This is a genomic window from Cellulomonas hominis (genome assembly GCF_005239125.1).
In the GTDB taxonomy this organism is placed as follows: domain Bacteria; phylum Actinomycetota; class Actinomycetes; order Actinomycetales; family Cellulomonadaceae; genus Cellulomonas; species Cellulomonas hominis_A.
This window is the reverse complement of sequence record NZ_SZYE01000081.1, coordinates 1-16601: the sequence shown is the minus strand read 5'-3', so window position 1 is coordinate 16601 and position 16601 is coordinate 1. Positions and strand designations below refer to the sequence as shown.

Below are 16601 nucleotides of genomic sequence, written 5' to 3'. Positions count from 1 at the left end.
GCGAGGCGCGGCAGCGCGAGGCGCGCCGCCGCGCGCGGGGTCAGGCGCGCGGGGCGATCAGGGCCGTGGCGATCGCGGCGATGCCCTCGCCGCGACCCGTGAGGCCGAGGCCGTCCGTCGTCGTCGCCGAGACCGTCACCGGGGCCCCGGCCGCGGCCGTCAGGGCGGCCTCCGCCTCGGCGCGGCGCGGGGACAGGCGGGGGCGGTTGCCGATCACCTGCACCGCCACGTTGCCGATCTCGAACCCGGCCTCGCGGACGAGGCGCGCCGCCTCGGCCAGCAGGGTCGTCCCGGCGGCGCCGGCCCACTCGGGGCGGGACGTGCCGAACACCGAGCCCAGGTCGCCGATCCCGGCGGCGGACAGCAGGGCGTCGGCCGCGGCGTGCGCGGCGACGTCGGCGTCCGAGTGGCCGGCCAGCGGCGCCTCGCCGGGCCACGCGAGGCCCGCGAGGTGCAGGACGGCCCCGGGTGCGGGCTCGGGGTCGTTCGCGTGCACGTCGACGCCGACGCCCGTGCGCGGCAGGCCCGGCGCACCGGCGCCCCGGCCCGCACCCGGGTCTCGGGGCGCCCCGCCCGCCGGTCCCGCGGCCGCCGCCGTCACGACCGCACCCCGTCGCGCGCCCCGGCGTCCCGCGCCAGCAGCTCCGCCACCGCGAGGTCCCGCGTCGTCGTGATCTTCATGGCCGACTCCTCCCCGGGCACGACCCACACCCGTTCCCCGAGCGCCTCGACGAGCGCCGCGTCGTCGGTCGCGGCCGTCGCCTCGCTGGCCGCCCGGTCCGACCCGGCGGCGTGGGCAGCGTCCAGCAGCGCCCGCTCGAACCCCTGCGGCGTCTGGACGGCCCGCATCGTGGCGCGCGGCACGGTGGCGACCACCGGGGCCGCGCCGTCGACGGGCTCGCCGACCTGCTTGATGGTGTCGGCGACCGGCAGCCCCGGCACGACGGCCCGGTGCCCGGAGCGCACGGCGGCCTCGACGGACCGGATCAGCGCGGGCGACGCGAGCGCGCGGGCCGCGTCGTGCACGAGGACGACGTCGACGTCGTCCCCGAGCGCCGCGAGCCCGGCGGCGACGGACGCCTGCCGGGATGCGGCACCCTCGACGACGGTCACGGGCACGCCGACGCCCGGGCGCACCGGCCCGCCGAGCAGCGCGCGGAACCCGCCGACGCGGCCGGGCGGCACGGTGACGACCACGGACAGCACGACGCCCGACGCCGCGAGGCGCCGGGCGGCGTGGACGACCAGCGGGACCCCGGCGAGCTCGACGAGCGCCTTCGGTCCCGGGAGGCCGAGCCGCGTGCCGCTGCCGGCGGCGGTCAGGATCGCCGCGGTGGGCATGCGGGCGCGGTCGGCCGGTGTCGGAGGGTCAGCGCGCCGTCAGGACGCGAGCACCTCGTCGAGGATGGCCTCGGCCTTCTCCTCCTCGGTGTGCTCGGCCAGCGCGAGCTCCGAGACGAGGATCTGCCGGGCCTTGGCGAGCATGCGCTTCTCGCCCGCGGACAGGCCGCGGTCGGCGTCCCGGCGGGAGAGGTCGCGGACGACCTCGGCGACCTTGATCACGTCGCCGGAGGCGAGCTTCTCGAGGTTGGCCTTGTAGCGGCGCGACCAGTTGGTCGGCTCCTCGGTGTAGGGGGCGCGCAGCACGTCGAACACGCGCTCCAGCCCCTCGGCCCCGACGACGTCCCGCACACCCACGAGGTCGACGTTCTCCGCCGGCACCTCGATGGTCAGGTCACCCTGGGCGACCTTCAGCTTGAGGTAGATCTTGTCCTCGCCGCGGATGGTCCTGGTCTTGATCTCCTCGATCAGCGCTGCACCGTGGTGCGGGTAGACAACCGTCTCCCCAACAGTGAAAGTCATCTGCAGGTGTCCCCTTTCGCGGAAAGCCAGTCTACCACGCGGCAACGGGGGGATTTCGTGGAGATCAGCCGCGTTTGTGCAGGTCAGGGCGTTGCCGGCCACGTCAGAGGCTCGACACGCCGCGCGAGGTGCCGCACGCGCGCGTCCGGCTGGCTAGTCTCCGACGCGGGCCCCGTGCGACCCCGTCCGCGGTCGCGCACCTCCCTGACCTGCGACGACACCCCAGGCGGGACCGAAGGCCCACGCGTCGGCGCAGAGGCCGTGCACGGCACCCCCGGCCCCACGTAGGCTCGGCCTCGCACGCCCGCGCGCGTGCCGCAGCCCCCGCGCACCGCAGCGCCCGCCCCACCGCACCGAGGAGTTCACCGTGGCCCGCAGCCGCACCATCGCCCGCCCCGTCGTCGTCGGGGCCGCCCTGGCCCTCGCGGCGGCCCTGTCCGGCTGCTCGGTCACGAACGACATCACCACCGCCCGCCCCTACTCGGCCTCGGACGGGGTCGGCCTCACCCTGGGCGACCTGTCGGCGGAGAACCTGCTGCTCGTCGCCGGGGCGGCCGACGCGCCCGGCGCGCTGCAGGGCGGCCTGACCAACATCGGCGAGGACACGCTGCGGGTGACGATCGAGCTCGGCGACTCGCGGGAGATGCTGCGCGTCGAGTCCGGGCAGACCCTGCTCCTCGGCGGCCCCGAGGGCGAGGAGGTCGTGCTCGACGACCCCGGCGCCCCCGGCTCGACGGTCGAGGTCACGTTCCGCACCGACGCGGCCGGCGAGGGGACCGTCCCGGTGCCGGTGCTCGACGGGACGCTGCCGGAGTACGCCGACCTGGTGCCGGAGGTCGTGGTGGAGACCCCCGAGCCGTCGGGCACCGCGACCGCCTCCGCCGAGGACACCACGGAGCCGGGCGCCGAGGCGACCGCGGGCACCGGGTCCGAGGACGCCGACCAGGCGGGCGGCACCGAGGGCTGACGGCCCGCCGCACGACCCCGCACGCACCGCAGGCCCCGTCCGTCCGGACGGGGCCTGCGTCGTACGGCCCGGGCGGCTGCGCGCGGCTCCCCTCCCGACCCGCGCGCCGCCGCCGTGCCCCCCGCGGCTCAGCCGAAGCGGCCGGAGATGTAGTCCTCGGTCGCCTGCTCCTTGGGCGACGAGAACATCGTGGCGGTGTCGTCGATCTCGATGAGCTTGCCCGGCTGGCCGGTGCCGGCGATGTTGAAGAACGCCGTCCGCTCCGAGACGCGGGCCGCCTGCTGCATGTTGTGCGTGACGATGACGATCGTGTACTCGCTCTTGAGCTCGGCGATCAGGTCCTCGATGGCGAGGGTCGAGATCGGGTCCAGCGCGGAGCACGGCTCGTCCATCAGCAGCACCTGCGGCCGCACCGCGATGGCGCGGGCGATGCACAGGCGCTGCTGCTGGCCGCCGGACAGGCCCGAGCCCGGGCGGTCGAGGCGGTCCTTGACCTCGTTCCAGAGGTTGGCGCCGCGCAGCGACTCCTCCACCAGGTCGGCGGCGTCGCTCTTCGAGATGCGGCGGTTGTTCAGCTTCACGCCGGCCAGCACGTTCTCGGCGATCGACATCGTCGGGAACGGGTTGGGGCGCTGGAACACCATGCCGACCTGGCGGCGCACGGCCACCGGGTCGATGTCCGAGCCGTAGAGGTCCACGCCCTCGACCGCGACGGTGCCCTCGACGCGGGCCCCGGGGATGACCTCGTGCATGCGGTTGAGGGTGCGCAGGAACGTCGACTTGCCGCAGCCGGAGGGGCCGATGAACGCGGTCACCGAGCGCGGCTCGATGGTCATGTTCACGTCCTCGACGGCCTTGAAGGCGCCGTAGTAGATGTTGAGGTCCTTGACGTCGATGCGCTGAGCCATCTCGGTCGTCTCCTTGTGCTCGGTGAGGGAGGTGCGGGCGGGTTCAGCGGATCTTCGGGGCGAAGAGCCGCGTCACCAGGCGCCCGATGAGGTTCAGCACCATGACGATGAGGAAGAGCGTGAGGGCGGCGGCCCAGGCGCGCTGCAGGTTGATGTCGGGGATGCAGCTCGCGTCGCCGTCCGTGCACGGGACCAGACCCTGAGCGTACTGGCGGTACACGTAGACCGGCAGCGTCATCATCCGGCCCTCGAACAGGTTGAAGTTGATCGAGTCGACGACGCCGACGGTGAGCAGCAGCGGGGCCGTCTCGCCGATGACGCGGGCGATCGCCAGCATCACGCCGGTGGTCAGGCCGGCGACCGAGGTGCGCAGCACGACCTTGATGATGGTCAGCCAGCGCGGCACGCCGAGGGCCAGCGACGCCTCGCGGAGCTCGTTCGGGACGAGCCGCAGCATCTCCTCGCTGGACCGGATGACGACCGGGATCATCAGCACCGAGAGGGCGACCGAGCCGATCGCGCCGAACTTCGCGCCCGGGCCGAGGAGCAGCGCGAACAGCGCGTACGCGAACAGGCCGGCGACGATCGACGGGATGCCCGTCATGACGTCCACCAGGAAGGTCACCAGCCGCGCGAGGGCCTTGCCGTTGCCGTACTCCACCAGGTAGATGGCGGTCAGCAGGCCGATCGGCACCGAGATGAGCGCCGCGAACAGCGTGATCTCCAGCGTGCCGACGATGGCGTGGTAGATGCCGCCCGCGTCCATGCCGCCGAACACGCCGCGCATGGAGTGGAGCAGGAAGTAGGAGTCGAGCCGGCCGATGCCCTGGGACACCACGGTCCAGGTCAGCGAGAGCAGCGGGATCATCGCCAGCACGAACGCGGCGCTGATCAGGACCCGCATGGTGACGTCGGTGCGGCGCCGCCGGCGGTCGGTGGCCTGCAGCGCCTCACGCAGCGACGAGCCCGCCGGGGTGGTGGTGGTCGGGGTGGTCGTCATGTCAGTTCGCCCCCGAGAAGTCCTTGCGCCGCGCGACGATCGCGCGGGCGGCCATGTTCACGGCCAGGGTGATGATGAACAGCGCCAGACCGGTGGCGATCAGGGTCGCGACGCCGGTCTGGTTGGCCTCGGGGAACTGCGCGGCGATGTTCGCGGCGATCGTCTGCTGCTGGCCCGCGGCGAGCAGCTGGAACGAGTAGAGGAACCCGGGCGACAGGATCATCAGGACGGCCATCGTCTCGCCGAGCGCGCGACCCAGACCGAGCATGGCGGCCGAGACGATCCCGGACCGGGCGAACGGCAGCACGGCCATCCGCACGACCTCCCACTGCGTCGCCCCGAGGGCCAGGGCGGCCTCCTCGTGCAGGCGCGGGGTCTGCAGGAACACCTCGCGGCAGATGGCGGTGATGATCGGCAGGATCATCACCGCGAGCACCACGGCCACGGTCATCATCACGCGGCCGGTCGGCGACACCGTGCCCCCGAAGAACGGGATCCAGCCGAGGTACGTCCCCAGGAACTCCCACACCGGCTGCACGACCGGGCTCAGCACCAGGCCGCCCCACAGGCCGTAGACGACCGACGGGATGGCGGCGAGCAGGTCGACCACGTAGCCCAGCGCGCTGGCGAGCCGGCGCGGCGCGTAGTGCGAGGTGAACAGCGCGATGCCGATGGCGACCGGGGTCGCCAGCAGCAGCGACACCGCGGCCGCGAGCAGCGTGCCGAAGATCAGCGGCCCGACGAAGCCGAGCAGGCTCGTGTCGTCGGGGAACCAGCTGACCTTGTCGGCGAGCTCGGCCTGGTCCGCGGTGAGGGCGGGCCACGCGCGCTGGATCAGGAACACCGCGACGGCGGCCAGGATGACGAGGATCAGGATGCCGGCGCCGGTGGCGAGCCACCGGAACGCCAGGCTGCCGCCGCGGTCGCCGTGGCCCGCACGCAGCCGGCGGGCCGTCGTGCCGGCGACGGCCGGCTCGGTGGACCCCGCGGTGCGGGGCTGGGTGCTGGTCACACGTTCTCCAGAGGGAGGGGGAGGGGAGAGGGCGTGTCTCGCGCCGACGGCCGGCCCACCGCGAGGTGGACCGGCCGGGGTCCGGTCGGGAGGGCCGGACGACGGGTCACGACGACCGCCCCTCCCCCGGTCGTCAGGACGCCAGGGTGATCGCGTCGATCGACGCCTGGACGTCGGTGCGCAGCGTGTCCGAGATCGGCGCGGAGCCCGCGGCCGACTCCGACGCCGCCTGGCCCTCGGCGGAGGCGACGTAGGTCGCGAACGCCTTGACCAGGTCCACGTCGTCCTGCGAGTCGTAGGACTGGCAGACGACCAGGTACGAGGCGAGGATCAGCGGGTACGCGCCGGCCTCGGTCGTGGTGCGGTCGATGTCGATGACGATGTCGCCCTCGGCGCGGGTGTCGTCGCGCGGGGAGACGTCGAGCGCGGCGGCGGCGCCCTCCTCCGACGGGGCGACGAAGTCGTCGCCCACCTGGATGGAGACCTTGCCGAGCGAGCCGGCCTTCGAGGCGTCGGCGTAGCCGATGGTGCCCTGGCCGCCCTGGACCGTCTGGATCAGGCCGGAGGTGCCCTGGCCGGACTCGCCGCCCTCGATCGCCCAGTCGCCGGACGGCTCGGCCGTCCACGCGCCGTTGCCGGCCTTCGACAGGTAGTCGGTGAAGTTCTTCGTGGTGCCCGACTCGTCGGAGCGGTGCACCGTGGTGATCGCCAGGTCCGGCAGCGTCGCGTCCGGGTTCGCCTCGGCGATGGCGGGGTCGTTCCAGTTCGTGATGGTGCCGTTGAAGATGTTCGCGATCGTCTCGGCCGAGAGGTTGAGCTCGGCGACGCCCTCGACGTTGAACACGACGGCGATCGGGGAGATGTAGACCGGCAGGTCGACCGCCTCGGCGCCGAAGCAGCGCTCCTGGGCCTGGGCCAGCTCGTCGGAGTCGAGCGCCGAGTCCGTGCCCGCGAACTTCACGGAGCCGTCGAGGAACGCGGTGCGCCCACCGCCCGAGCCGACCGGGTCGTACGAGACGGTGACGTCGGGGTTCGCGCTCTGGAACCCGGCGCGCCAGGCCTCCATCGCGGACTCCTGCGACGAGGCGCCGGAACCGGCGAGCTCACCCGACAGGGAGCTGGTCGAGCCGGTGTCGGAGCCCGTGGTCTCGGTGCTGCCGGTCGGGTTGTCCGAACCACATGCCGTGAGGGAGAGGGCGACGACGCCGGCGAGGGCGAGGGCACCCGTACGACCGCGGTTGAGCTTCACAGTGTTGTCCGTCCTGTCGTGACGCGGCGCGCACCCGTCTGTGCGCGACCTGCCGCCGACGCTAGGGAGCGCAGGTGACCAGGCTCCCGTAGCCGGGTGAACGGACGGTGAACGAGGGGACAATCCTGACGGGGGCCCGCGTGGCGCGCGTCACGGCCGGCCGGTCAGGCCGGCTCGTCGTCCAGGAGCTTGTAGCCGAGGCCGCGCACCGTGACCAGGAGCGTGGGGTTGCCCGGGTCCGGCTCGATCTTGGCCCGCACCCGCTTCACGTGCACGTCGAGCGTCTTGGTGTCGCCGACGTAGTCGGTCCCCCACACCCGGTCGATCAGCTGGCCGCGGGTCAGCACCCGCCCGGCGTTGCGCAGCAGCAGCTCGAGCAGCTCGAACTCCTTGAGCGGGAACGCCACCGGCTGGTCGTCGACCGTGACGGTGTGCCGCTCGACGTCCATCCGGACCCGGCCTGCGGCGAGCACGCCGTCGTCCTCGGCGTCCTCGTCGGCCGCCTGCGCGGCGGGGGCCTGCCGGCGGCGCAGCACCGCCCGCACCCGGGCCAGCAGCTCACGGGAGGAGTACGGCTTGGTGACGTAGTCGTCGGCGCCGAGCTCCAGGCCGACGACCTTGTCGATCTCGCCGTCCTTCGCGGTCAGCATGATCACCGGGACGTCGCTGCGCTGCCGGATCCGGCGGCACACCTCGGTGCCGGACAGGCCGGGGAGCATCAGGTCGAGCAGCACGAGGTCGGCGCCCTCGGCCTCGAAGGCCTCGACCGCCTCGGTCCCGGTGGCGGCCGTGGTGACCTGGAACCCCTCGCGGCCGAGCAGGTACGCCAGCGGGTCGCGGTAGGACTCCTCGTCCTCGACGAGCAGGATGCGGGTCACGGGGTCAGGCCTCCGGTGCGGTGTCGGGGGAAGCGCCGGCGCGCGGGGCGGCCGGGCCGGGGCGGTCGGGGACGACCAGGGGCTGCGGGCGGTCGTCGGGCGCCGCGACGGGCGGCTGGCCCACGGCGACCGGGAGCCGCAGGGTGAACGTGGAGCCGCGGCCGGGCTGCGACCAGACCTGCACGTCGCCGCCGTGGTCGGCCGCGACGTGCTTGACGATCGACAGGCCGAGGCCGGTGCCGCCGGTCTCCCGGCTGCGCGCCGGGTCGACGCGGTAGAACCGCTCGAACACCCGGTCCTGCTCCTCCGGCGAGATGCCGACGCCCTGGTCGACGACGGCGATCTCGACCAGGCCGTCGCGGGTGCGGACGCCGACGCCGACGGTGGTGCCGGCCGGCGAGTAGCGCACCGCGTTGTCCAGCAGGTTGCGCACCGCCTGGACCAGCATCGTGGGGTCGCCGAACACCCGGGTGCCCTGCTCCCCGCCGACCTGGAAGGCCATCTCCTTTGCGGCCGCGCCGGTGCGCGCGCGGTCGACCGACTCGCTCACGACGGCGTCGACGTCCACGACCGCGATGTCCTTCAGGGCGCCCGCGACCTGCAGCCGGGACAGCTCGAGGATCTCGTGCACCAGCTCGGACAGCCGGTGCGCCTCGGCGACCATCCGGCCGGCGAACCGGCGGACCGCCTCGGGGTCGTCCGCGGCGTCCTGCACCGTCTCGGCCAGCAGCGACAGCGCCCCGACCGGGGTCTTCAGCTCGTGCGACACGTTGACGACGAAGTCCCGGCGGATCGCCTCCAGCCGGCGCGCCTGGGTCCGGTCCTCCGCGAGGACGAGCAGCAGGCCGGGGCCGACCTGCGCGACGCGCACCTGGAGCATCACGGTGCCAGGGCCCACGGGCCCGCGCGGCAGCTCCAGCTCCTCGTCGCGGATCAGCCCGGTGCGCCGCACGTCGGCGATCAGCTCGCGCACCGCGGCGTGCACGACCATGCCGTCCCGGACCACGCCGAGCGCGAAGGCCGGCGGGCTCGCGCGCACCACCCGGTCGTCGTCGTCGAGCACGACCGCCGCCGAGCGCAGCACCGCGAGCGTCCGGACCACGCCGTCGTCCACCTCGGGCGCCGGGCGCTCGGGCACGGTGCGCTGGGCGCGCTCGCTGAACCGGAACGCCAGCGTCGCCCCGATGCCGGTGAGCAGACCCAGCACGCCGGCGAGCAGCGCTCCGAGACCGTTGAGACCCTCCACGGCGCCAGCGTACGGTCGCGGCGGCCGTGCCCGGGACCGGCGCGGCCTCGGCACGGGGGCGGCCGCCGCAGTGTTCATCTCCGTTCACCGCGCGTCGGCCCGGCGTTCACCGGGGCGTTCACCCAGGCGTGCGACCGTGGGCGGCCGGGACCAGACTGGTGCACCCACGCACGCCCGCGCGCGACCGGCGCGCGAACGAGAGGAAGCCATGCGGGAGATCTTCGAAGCCGAGCTGAAGCAGCTCGGGGACGACCTGGTGGCGATGAGCCGCCGTGTCGAGCACGCGATCGGCGCAGCCGGCGAGGCGCTGCTCCGCCAGGACCTGGCGCTCGCGGAGTCGGTGATCGCCGACGACCTCGCCATCGACGCCCTGGAGCGCGACCTCGACGAGCGGTGCGTCCTGCTGCTCGCCCAGCAGCAGCCGGTCGCCACCGACCTGCGGGTCGTGGTGTCGGCGCTCCGGATGAGCGCGACGCTCGAGCGGATGGGCGACCTCGCCCGGCACGTCGCCCAGGTGGCCCGCGCCCGGTACCCGCACGCCGCGATCGACCCGGCGCTCACCGGCGTGTTCACCGAGATGAACGACGCCGCGCGCCGGGTCGCCCAGCGCACCACCCAGGTGCTGACGTCGCACGACCTCGCCGAGGCCGAGGGCATCGAGCGCGACGACGACCTGCTCGACTCGCTGCACGAGGAGACGTTCCGCGTCCTGCTCGGCGGGTCCTGGACCGGCACCCCGCAGCAGACGGTCGACGTCACGCTGCTCGGCCGGTACTACGAGCGGTTCGGCGACCACGCGGTGTCCGTCGCGCGGCGCATCGTGTACCTGGTCACCGGCGAGTTCGCGAACGACGCCAGCGGCACCCGCTGACCCGTCCCCCCTCCCCCTGCCCCGACCCCCCTCCCCCCCGCATCCCCCCTCGCCGAGACCGCAGAACGTGCGGGGTTGGCGGCCCCTGAACCCCGCACCTTCTGCGATCTCGGCGGGTCTTGGACGCGGGGGTGGGGGCGCGCAGCGGCCGGGGCACCCGGGGGAACGCGCGAGGGCCCGGTCCGACGGGTGTCGGACCGGGCCCTCGCGCGTGCTCGCGGCGTCAGCGCGCCGCGCGGGTCACTTGCCCTGGTTCGCGACCGCGGCGATCGCCTCGGCGGCGGCGTCGGGGTCGAGGTAGGTGCCGCCCGGGTTGGTCGGCTTCAGGGTCTCCTCGTCCAGGTGGTAGACGAGCGGGATGCCGGTCGGGATGTTGATCCCGGCGATCGTCGCGTCGTCCACGTCGTCGAGGTACTTCACGATCGCGCGGATCGAGTTGCCGTGCGCGGCCACCAGGGTGGTCCTGCCGGCCCGCAGGTCCGGGACGATGTCCGACTGCCAGTACGGCAGCGCGCGGTCCAGCACCTGCTTGAGCGCCTCGGCGCGCGGGATCGGCTCGCCGGCGTAGCGCGGGTCGCTGTCCTGCGAGTACTCCGAGCCGAGCTCGATGTCCGGCGGCGGGACGTCGTAGGAGCGGCGCCAGAGCATGAACTGCTCCTCGCCGTACTCGTCGCGGATCTGCTTCTTGTCCTTGCCCTGGAGGGCGCCGTAGTGGCGCTCGTTCAGGCGCCACGAGCGCTTGACCGGGATCCACAGGCGGTCCGCACCGTCGAGCGCGTAGTTCGCGGTCGTGATGGCGCGGCGCAGCAGCGACGTGTGCACGACGTCCGGCAGCACGCCGGCGTCGGTCAGCAGCGTCCCGCCGCGCTTGGCCTCCGCGACGCCCTTCTCGGACAGCGCGACGTCGACCCAGCCGGTGAACAGGTTCTTCGCGTTCCATTCGCTCTCGCCGTGGCGGAGCAGAACGAGGGTGTAGGTCATGGGTCCCATCCTGCCGCACCGGGCGCCCGCGCGTCGGGGGACGTTCGGCCCGCGGAACACGCGCACCCCCGCCGGGCGTTGCACGGGGCATGCCGATCACCGGGGAGTACCAGCCCAGCACCGACCAGCGCTCGCGCGAGCAGGTGGAGCTCATCGAGAGCTCCGGCGGGACGCGCGGCACCACGATGCGGGGGATGCCGGTCGTCGTGGTGACGATGCTCGGCGCGAAGTCGGGCAAGGTGCGCAAGATCCCGGTCATGCGGGTCGAGCACGAGGGCGTGTACGCGGTGGTCGCGTCGCTGGGCGGCGCGCCGACGCACCCGGTCTGGTACCACAACCTGCTGGCCCACCCGCTGGTGGAGCTGCAGGACGGTCCCGCGAAGGGCGACTACACGGTGCGCGAGGTCGAGGGCGCCGAGCGCGAGCTGTGGTGGGCCCGGGCGGTCGAGGCGTACCCGGACTACGCCGACTACCAGACCCGCACGTCCCGGGTGATCCCCGTCCTGGTCCTGGAGCCCGCCCCGGCCGCCTGACCGCGGGTCAGACCGGGAGGCGGGCGCGCCGCTCGGCGGCCAGGGCGTAGACCTTCAGCACCTGCTCCGCCGTCGCGTCCCAGCCGTACTGCTCCGCGACCCGCCGGGCCCCGGCGCGCCACGCGGTCCGCGACGCGGGGTCCGCGAGCGCCGTCGCGAGGGCGTCGGCCCAGACGGCCGGGTCGTGCCCGCGGACCTGCCGCCCGGACACCCCGTCCTGCACGACGGACCGCAGCCCACCGACGGCCGACGCGACGACGGGCGTGCCGGCGGCCTGCGCCTCGACCGCCACGAGCCCGAACGACTCGCTGCGCGAGGGCACGGCGACCAGGTCGGCGGCGGCGAACCAGCGGGCGAGGTCGGCGCGCGCGACCGGCGGGTGGAACCGCACGTCGTCCGCGACGCCCGACGCCGCCGCGAGCGCCTGGAGCTCGGTGAGCGCGGTCGCCCGGCCGCTCGGCCCCCCGAGCACCACCAGCAGCGGCACTCGACGGCCCGTCGCCCGCAGCACGCCCATCGCCCGCACCAGGACGTCCGGCGCCTTGAGCGGCTGGACGCGGCCGGCGAACAGCACGACGTCCCGGTCCGCGGGCAGCCCCAGGTCCCGGCGCAGCGCGGCGCGGTCGGCGCGCGGCCGGAACGTGCTGAGGTCGACGCCGGGGGCGACGACGTGCACCCGCTCGGGGTCGGCGTCGTACAGGCCGACCAGGTCCTGGGCCTCCTCGGCGGTGCTCGCGACGAGGGCGTCCGCGGCGGCGACGACCTGCTCCTCGCCGATCACCCGGGTGGCCGGCTCGGGGCTGTCGCCCGGGGCGAGCGCGGCGTTCTTGACCCGCGCCATCGTGTGCATGGTGTGCACCAGCGGCACGTCCCAGCGCTCGGCGGCCAGCCAGCCGACCTGGCCGGACAGCCAGTAGTGGCTGTGCAGCACGTCGTACCAGCCGGCGGGGCGGGTGGCGCCGACCCGGAGCACGCCCGCGGTCACCGCGCACAGCTGGCCGGGCAGGTCGTTCTTGTCGAGCCCCTCGTACGGGCCGGCGGGCACGTGGTGCACCAGCACCCGGTCGTCGTCGGCGTCGAGGTGGACGGACTCCGGGAGCGCGGACGAGGTGGCGCGGGTGAAGATCTCCACCGCGGCGCCGCGCCGGGCCAGCGCCCGGGACAGCTCGGCGACGTAGACGTTCATCCCGCCCGCGTCGCCGGTGCCCGGCTGGTCCAGCGGCGAGGTGTGCACGGACAGCATGGCGATGCGCTGCGGCTCGTGCGGCACGGCGGGACTCCGGGGGATGCGGCGGCGGACTGGACTCCCCCATTGTCGGGCATCCGCGGGGTCCTGCACCGCGTGACGCCGACCACCCGGGTGGGATCCGGGCCCGCGGGGGCCGGCTCCGGGCACGCACCGGCCCGCCGGGGCCGCGCCCGGATCAGAGGCGCGCGGCCCGGAAGTCCTCCTCGAGCTGCTCCAGCGACCGGTCGCGGGTCTCGGGCAGCACGAACCGCACGAACAGCCAGGACAGGACGTTCACGGCCGCGAACAGCAGGAACGTCCCGTTGACCCCGATGCCGGCGACCACCGACGGGAAGAAGCCGGAGATGACCGCGTTGGCCGCCCAGTTCCAGAACACGCACAGCCCGATCGCGAACCCGCGCACGCGCAGCGGGAACAGCTCGGCGAGGATCACCCAGCAGACCAGCCCGACGGACGACTGGTTGAACCCGACGAACAGCACCAGGAACGCCGTCACGGCGACCGACCGGGCGGTGCCCTCGGGGAGCGCGGCGGAGCACAGGGCGATCATCAGGTGCGACGCGATGATGCCGGTCAGGCCGACCAGCAGCAGCCCGCGGCGCGTGACCCGGTTGATCAGGCGCAGGCCGATCAGCATGCCGAGCACGGAGAACACGCCGTTCAGCACGTTCGCCACGAGGGCGACGTCGCCGCTGAACCCCGACTCCCGCAGCAGCTGGGTGCCGTAGTACATGACCGCGTTGATGCCGCCGAGCTGGTTGACGACGGCGACGCCGACGCCGATCAGCACCAGCCGGCGCACCCACGCCAGCCGCAGCTCCGACCAGCCGCCCTGCCCGGGGGCGGCGTCGGCGCGCTCGTGCGCGACGAGCGCCCGGACCTCGCGCAGCTCGGCGGCGGCGCGGCCGGGGTCCCGCACCTGGCGCAGCACCGCGAGCGCCTCGTCGTCCCGCCCGCGGGACAGCAGCCAGCGGGGCGACTCCGGCATCCGGAGCATCCCGAGGAACAGCGCGACCGCCGGCACGGCCTGGACCGCGAGCATGGAGCGCCAGACGCCGGGGTGGTCCGACCAGACGGTGCCGATGACGGCGTTCACCACGAACGCCGCCAGCTGCCCGACGACGATGGCGATCTCGTTCCGGCCGGTGATCGCGCCGCGGCGCTCGGTGGGCGCCAGCTCGGCCAGGTACACCGGCACCGTGACCGACGCGCCGCCGACCGCGAGGCCGAGGACGAACCGGGTGGCCGCCATGACCTCGAACGACGGGGCGACGACGCTGCCGAGCGCGCCCGCGAAGAACACGACCGCCAGCACCACCAGCGTCCGCCGCCGGCCGACCCGGTCCGCGAGCCGGCCGCACAGCAGCGCGCCGATCGCGGCGCCCACCAGGAGGCTGCTCGTGACCAGGCCCTCGGTGGCCGGGGTGAGCCCGAGGTCCGCGACCATCGGGTCCAGGGCGCCGTTGATGACGCCGGTGTCGTAGCCGAACAGCAGGCCGCCGAACGTCGCGACGACCGTGATGACGTCGAGGCGGCGCAGGTGCGGCCCGGGCAGCAGGGGCGGGAGGGTGCGCGGGGCCGCGCCCCCCGGCAGGGCGGTCACGCGGGCACGACGCAGGCCGGGGCCGGCAGCGCCACGGTCGACACGACGGCCCCGTCCCGGAGCACGGTGAGCGAGTCGCCGCGCTGGTCGGCGACGACGGTCCAGCCCTCGACGACCGCGAAGTGCCGCGGCCACGCACCGGGCAGCGTCGTCTGGCCCGCGGGCGCGAGCGTGCCGTCCGGGCCGGGCGCGAACGTCGCGAGCACGTCGGCGCCGCGGGTCGCGACGAGGACGCGGTCGCCCGCCCGGTCGATGTGGGAGGGCAGGGGCCGCCCGCCGGAGCCGGTCCCGGTGCCGTCCTCGGCCGCGGGCACGTGCTGCACGACCCGGCCGGAGGCCGTCGCGGCGTCCCAGGCCAGCACCGCGACCGTCACGTCCAGCTCGCAGGCGACGTAGGCGATCCGGCCGTCCGCGGAGAACACCAGGTGCCGCGGCCCGGCGCCGGGGCGGAGCGTGGCGGCGATGCCGTCCTCGGTCAGCAGGCCCGTGCCCGGGTCGCGGCGGTACCGACGGATCTCGTCGGTGCCGAGGTCGCAGACCAGCAGGTGCGCGCCGTCGGGGGTGAGCGCGGCGAAGTGCGCGTGCGGCGCCTCCTGGCGGTCCGCGTCCGGGCCCGAGCCGGCGTGCGTGAGCACCTGCGCGGGCTCGGCGGCGGCGAGGCCGTCCGGGCCGAGCTCGAGCACCGCCAGCGAGCCCGACGAGTAGTTGGCGACGTACGCGACGCGCCCCGCGGGGTCGAGCAGCACGTGGCACGGGTCGTCGCCGCCGCTGCTCGCGGTGCCGGACGGGGTCAGCGCCGGGCGGCCGTCCGGGCCGGTGCCGACGCGGAACGCGGCCACGGCGCCCGCGGCGTGCTCGGCGACGGCGAGCAGCAGGCCGGCCTGCCGGTCCACGGCGAGGAACGAGGGGGCGGGCGTCGCGGCCACGAGCACCGGGTCGGTCAGCCGGCCGGTGCCCGCGTCGAGGCCCACCCGCCAGATGCCCTCGCCGAGGCCGGCGGGGGTGCCCGCGCCGGCCGAGGGGTAGGTGCCGATCCACAGGTCGCGCAGGTGCTCCGTCACGGCGAGGACTGTAGGCGACGCCACCGACGCCCCGCGACCGCCCGGGGCCGGGCGGTCAGGCGGCGGGGGCGGGCAGCCAGGCGGCCGGGTCGTCGGCGACCGCGCGGAGGACGACCAGCGCCGCCCCTTCCATCGCGGCGTGCTCCCCGCCCGCCGCGACGCCCACCCGCGCGTCCGCCCAGGCCGCCGCGAGCACCCGGGACCGCAGCTGCGCCACGACCGCGTCCGTCAGCCACGGCGCGAGCGGCGCGTAGATCCCGCCGAGCACGACCGCCTCGACGTCGACCAGGTTCACGAAGTTCGCCAGCGCCACCCCCAGCGCCTCGCCCGCGGACCGCAGCGCCCGCGCGGTCCGCTCGTCCCCGGCGGCGGCCGCGGCGAGCAGCACCTCGACCGGCTCCTCGACGTCCCGGCCGGCGGCGCGCAGCAGGGCGTCCTTGCCGGCGTACTGCTCCAGGCAGCCGCGCGCCCCGCAGGTGCACCGCGGGCCCTGCTGGTCGACGACGGTGTGGCCGAGCTCGCCGCTCCAGCCGTGCCGGCCGGCGAACACCTCGCCGTCGAGCACGATCGCGGCACCGATGCCGACCTCGCCGGACACGTACAGGAACGACTGCCCGGCGGCCCCGGCGCGCGCCTCGGCCCGGGCGGCGAGGTTCGCCTCGTTCGCGAGCCGCACCGGCAGGCCGTCGACCTCGGGGTGGCCGGCCAGCAGGGCGACGACGTCGACGTCCCGCCAGCCCAGGTTCGGGGCGAGCCGCAGCGGCCCGGTCCCGCGGTCGACGAGGCCGGGCAGCGCCAGGCACATCCCGGCCAGCCGGGCGCCGCCGGGCAGCGCGGCGCGCACCTCCCCCACGAGCGCCGCCAGCACGCCGAGCACCCGGACCGGGTCGCTGTGCCGGTAGTCGCCGCGGGTCTCGCGGTGCGCGAGCACCCGCCCGGCGAGGTCGAGCGCGCGCACGCCGACGTAGTCGACGTTCACCTCGGCGCCCAGGCCGACGACGGTGCCGGACGCGGGGACCAGCGGCACCGCGGGCCTGCCGGCGCGGGCGGTGGCGGTCGGCGGCAGCTCGGCGACCAGGCGGGCGCCGATCAGCAGGTCGACCAGGGCGGACACCGCCCCGCGGGTCAGCCCGGTGGCGGTGGCGACGTCCGCGCGGGACGGCGGCGCGGCCGGCGCGCC

17 protein-coding genes are annotated in these 16601 nt (G+C 75.2%); 3 read left to right on the top strand and 14 right to left on the bottom strand.

Annotated features, from left to right (window positions below; all coding sequences use genetic code 11):
* Positions 1-40: 40 nt before the first annotated feature.
* From ispF to FA014_RS11120, 3 genes are all read right to left on the bottom strand, one after another.
* Entirely contained in the window at positions 41-496 is a 456-nt protein-coding gene (gene ispF, locus FA014_RS11130; protein WP_230323069.1) for a 2-C-methyl-D-erythritol 2,4-cyclodiphosphate synthase, read from the bottom strand.
* A 101-nt stretch (positions 497-597) separates the two neighbouring features.
* The gene (ispD, locus tag FA014_RS11125) at positions 598-1341 is read right to left on the bottom strand and encodes a 2-C-methyl-D-erythritol 4-phosphate cytidylyltransferase (protein WP_154729749.1); all 744 of its coding nucleotides are present in this window, start codon (positions 1339-1341) and stop codon (positions 598-600) included.
* 39 nt (positions 1342-1380) lie between these two features.
* A complete protein-coding gene (locus tag FA014_RS11120) occupies positions 1381-1863 on the bottom strand; it encodes a CarD family transcriptional regulator (RefSeq protein WP_147795473.1) in 483 nt (160 codons plus the stop codon).
* A 367-nt stretch (positions 1864-2230) separates the two neighbouring features.
* On the opposite strand from FA014_RS11120, the gene FA014_RS11115 reads away from it, so the two are divergent.
* On the top strand, positions 2231-2830 hold the full coding sequence (locus FA014_RS11115) for a hypothetical protein (protein ID WP_195969254.1): 600 nt from the start codon (positions 2231-2233) through the stop codon (positions 2828-2830).
* Between the two features lie 128 nt (positions 2831-2958).
* Here the strand turns inward: FA014_RS11115 and pstB are convergent, their stop codons facing one another.
* The 6 genes from pstB to FA014_RS11085 form a co-directional block, all read right to left on the bottom strand.
* Positions 2959-3738, bottom strand: a complete 780-nt coding sequence (pstB, locus tag FA014_RS11110) for a phosphate ABC transporter ATP-binding protein PstB (RefSeq protein WP_154729748.1) — start codon at positions 3736-3738, stop codon at positions 2959-2961.
* Positions 3739-3781: 43 nt separating this feature from the next.
* Positions 3782-4738: a phosphate ABC transporter permease PstA gene (pstA, locus tag FA014_RS11105; RefSeq protein ID WP_154729747.1), complete on the bottom strand. Its 957-nt coding sequence runs from the start codon at positions 4736-4738 to the stop codon at positions 3782-3784.
* Between the two features lies 1 nt (position 4739).
* Positions 4740-5750 (bottom strand): phosphate ABC transporter permease subunit PstC, encoded by a 1011-nt coding sequence (pstC, locus tag FA014_RS11100; protein ID WP_154729746.1) that lies wholly within the window; start codon positions 5748-5750, stop codon positions 4740-4742.
* 133 nt (positions 5751-5883) lie between these two features.
* Positions 5884-6999: a phosphate ABC transporter substrate-binding protein PstS gene (gene pstS / locus FA014_RS11095; protein ID WP_154729745.1), complete on the bottom strand. Its 1116-nt coding sequence runs from the start codon at positions 6997-6999 to the stop codon at positions 5884-5886.
* A gap of 164 nt (positions 7000-7163) precedes the next feature.
* Positions 7164-7877: a response regulator transcription factor gene (locus FA014_RS11090; protein ID WP_154729744.1), complete on the bottom strand. Its 714-nt coding sequence runs from the start codon at positions 7875-7877 to the stop codon at positions 7164-7166.
* Positions 7878-7881: 4 nt separating this feature from the next.
* On the bottom strand, positions 7882-9123 hold the full coding sequence (locus FA014_RS11085; RefSeq protein ID WP_154729743.1) for a sensor histidine kinase: 1242 nt from the start codon (positions 9121-9123) through the stop codon (positions 7882-7884).
* Positions 9124-9331: 208 nt separating this feature from the next.
* Between FA014_RS11085 and phoU the strand changes: the two genes are divergently transcribed.
* On the top strand, positions 9332-9994 hold the full coding sequence (phoU, locus tag FA014_RS11080) for a phosphate signaling complex protein PhoU (RefSeq protein ID WP_154729742.1): 663 nt from the start codon (positions 9332-9334) through the stop codon (positions 9992-9994).
* 240 nt (positions 9995-10234) lie between these two features.
* Here phoU and FA014_RS11075 read toward each other — a convergent pair whose 3' ends face one another.
* Positions 10235-10975 (bottom strand): phosphoglyceromutase, encoded by a 741-nt coding sequence (locus FA014_RS11075; protein ID WP_154729741.1) that lies wholly within the window; start codon positions 10973-10975, stop codon positions 10235-10237.
* 89 nt (positions 10976-11064) lie between these two features.
* On the opposite strand from FA014_RS11075, the gene FA014_RS11070 reads away from it, so the two are divergent.
* Positions 11065-11508 (top strand): nitroreductase family deazaflavin-dependent oxidoreductase, encoded by a 444-nt coding sequence (locus FA014_RS11070; protein ID WP_154729740.1) that lies wholly within the window; start codon positions 11065-11067, stop codon positions 11506-11508.
* Between the two features lie 7 nt (positions 11509-11515).
* Here the strand turns inward: FA014_RS11070 and mshA are convergent, their stop codons facing one another.
* From mshA to FA014_RS11050, 4 genes are all read right to left on the bottom strand, one after another.
* A complete protein-coding gene (mshA, locus tag FA014_RS11065; protein WP_154729752.1) occupies positions 11516-12751 on the bottom strand; it encodes a D-inositol-3-phosphate glycosyltransferase in 1236 nt (411 codons plus the stop codon).
* A 181-nt stretch (positions 12752-12932) separates the two neighbouring features.
* On the bottom strand, positions 12933-14360 hold the full coding sequence (locus tag FA014_RS11060; protein WP_328288195.1) for a sugar porter family MFS transporter: 1428 nt from the start codon (positions 14358-14360) through the stop codon (positions 12933-12935).
* A complete protein-coding gene (locus FA014_RS11055; RefSeq protein ID WP_230323068.1) occupies positions 14357-15421 on the bottom strand; it encodes a lactonase family protein in 1065 nt (354 codons plus the stop codon). Before FA014_RS11055 ends, FA014_RS11060 begins: the two co-directional genes overlap by 4 nt.
* Positions 15422-15476: 55 nt before the next feature.
* A partial coding sequence (locus tag FA014_RS11050; RefSeq protein WP_154729739.1) for an ROK family protein occupies positions 15477-16601 on the bottom strand: 1125 nt, incomplete at its 5' end.

Coding starts and splice junctions, on each gene's coding strand:
- ispD (WP_154729749.1), bottom strand. CDS start 1,341: ATGCCCACCGCGGCGATCCTGACCGCCGCCGGCAGCGGCACGCGGCTC.
- FA014_RS11120 (WP_147795473.1), bottom strand. CDS start 1,863: ATGACTTTCACTGTTGGGGAGACGGTTGTCTACCCGCACCACGGTGCA.
- pstB (WP_154729748.1), bottom strand. CDS start 3,738: ATGGCTCAGCGCATCGACGTCAAGGACCTCAACATCTACTACGGCGCC.
- pstA (WP_154729747.1), bottom strand. CDS start 4,738: ATGACGACCACCCCGACCACCACCACCCCGGCGGGCTCGTCGCTGCGT.
- phoU (WP_154729742.1), top strand. CDS start 9,332: ATGCGGGAGATCTTCGAAGCCGAGCTGAAGCAGCTCGGGGACGACCTG.
- FA014_RS11075 (WP_154729741.1), bottom strand. CDS start 10,975: ATGACCTACACCCTCGTTCTGCTCCGCCACGGCGAGAGCGAATGGAAC.
- FA014_RS11070 (WP_154729740.1), top strand. CDS start 11,065: ATGCCGATCACCGGGGAGTACCAGCCCAGCACCGACCAGCGCTCGCGC.
- mshA (WP_154729752.1), bottom strand. CDS start 12,751: ATGCTGTCCGTGCACACCTCGCCGCTGGACCAGCCGGGCACCGGCGAC.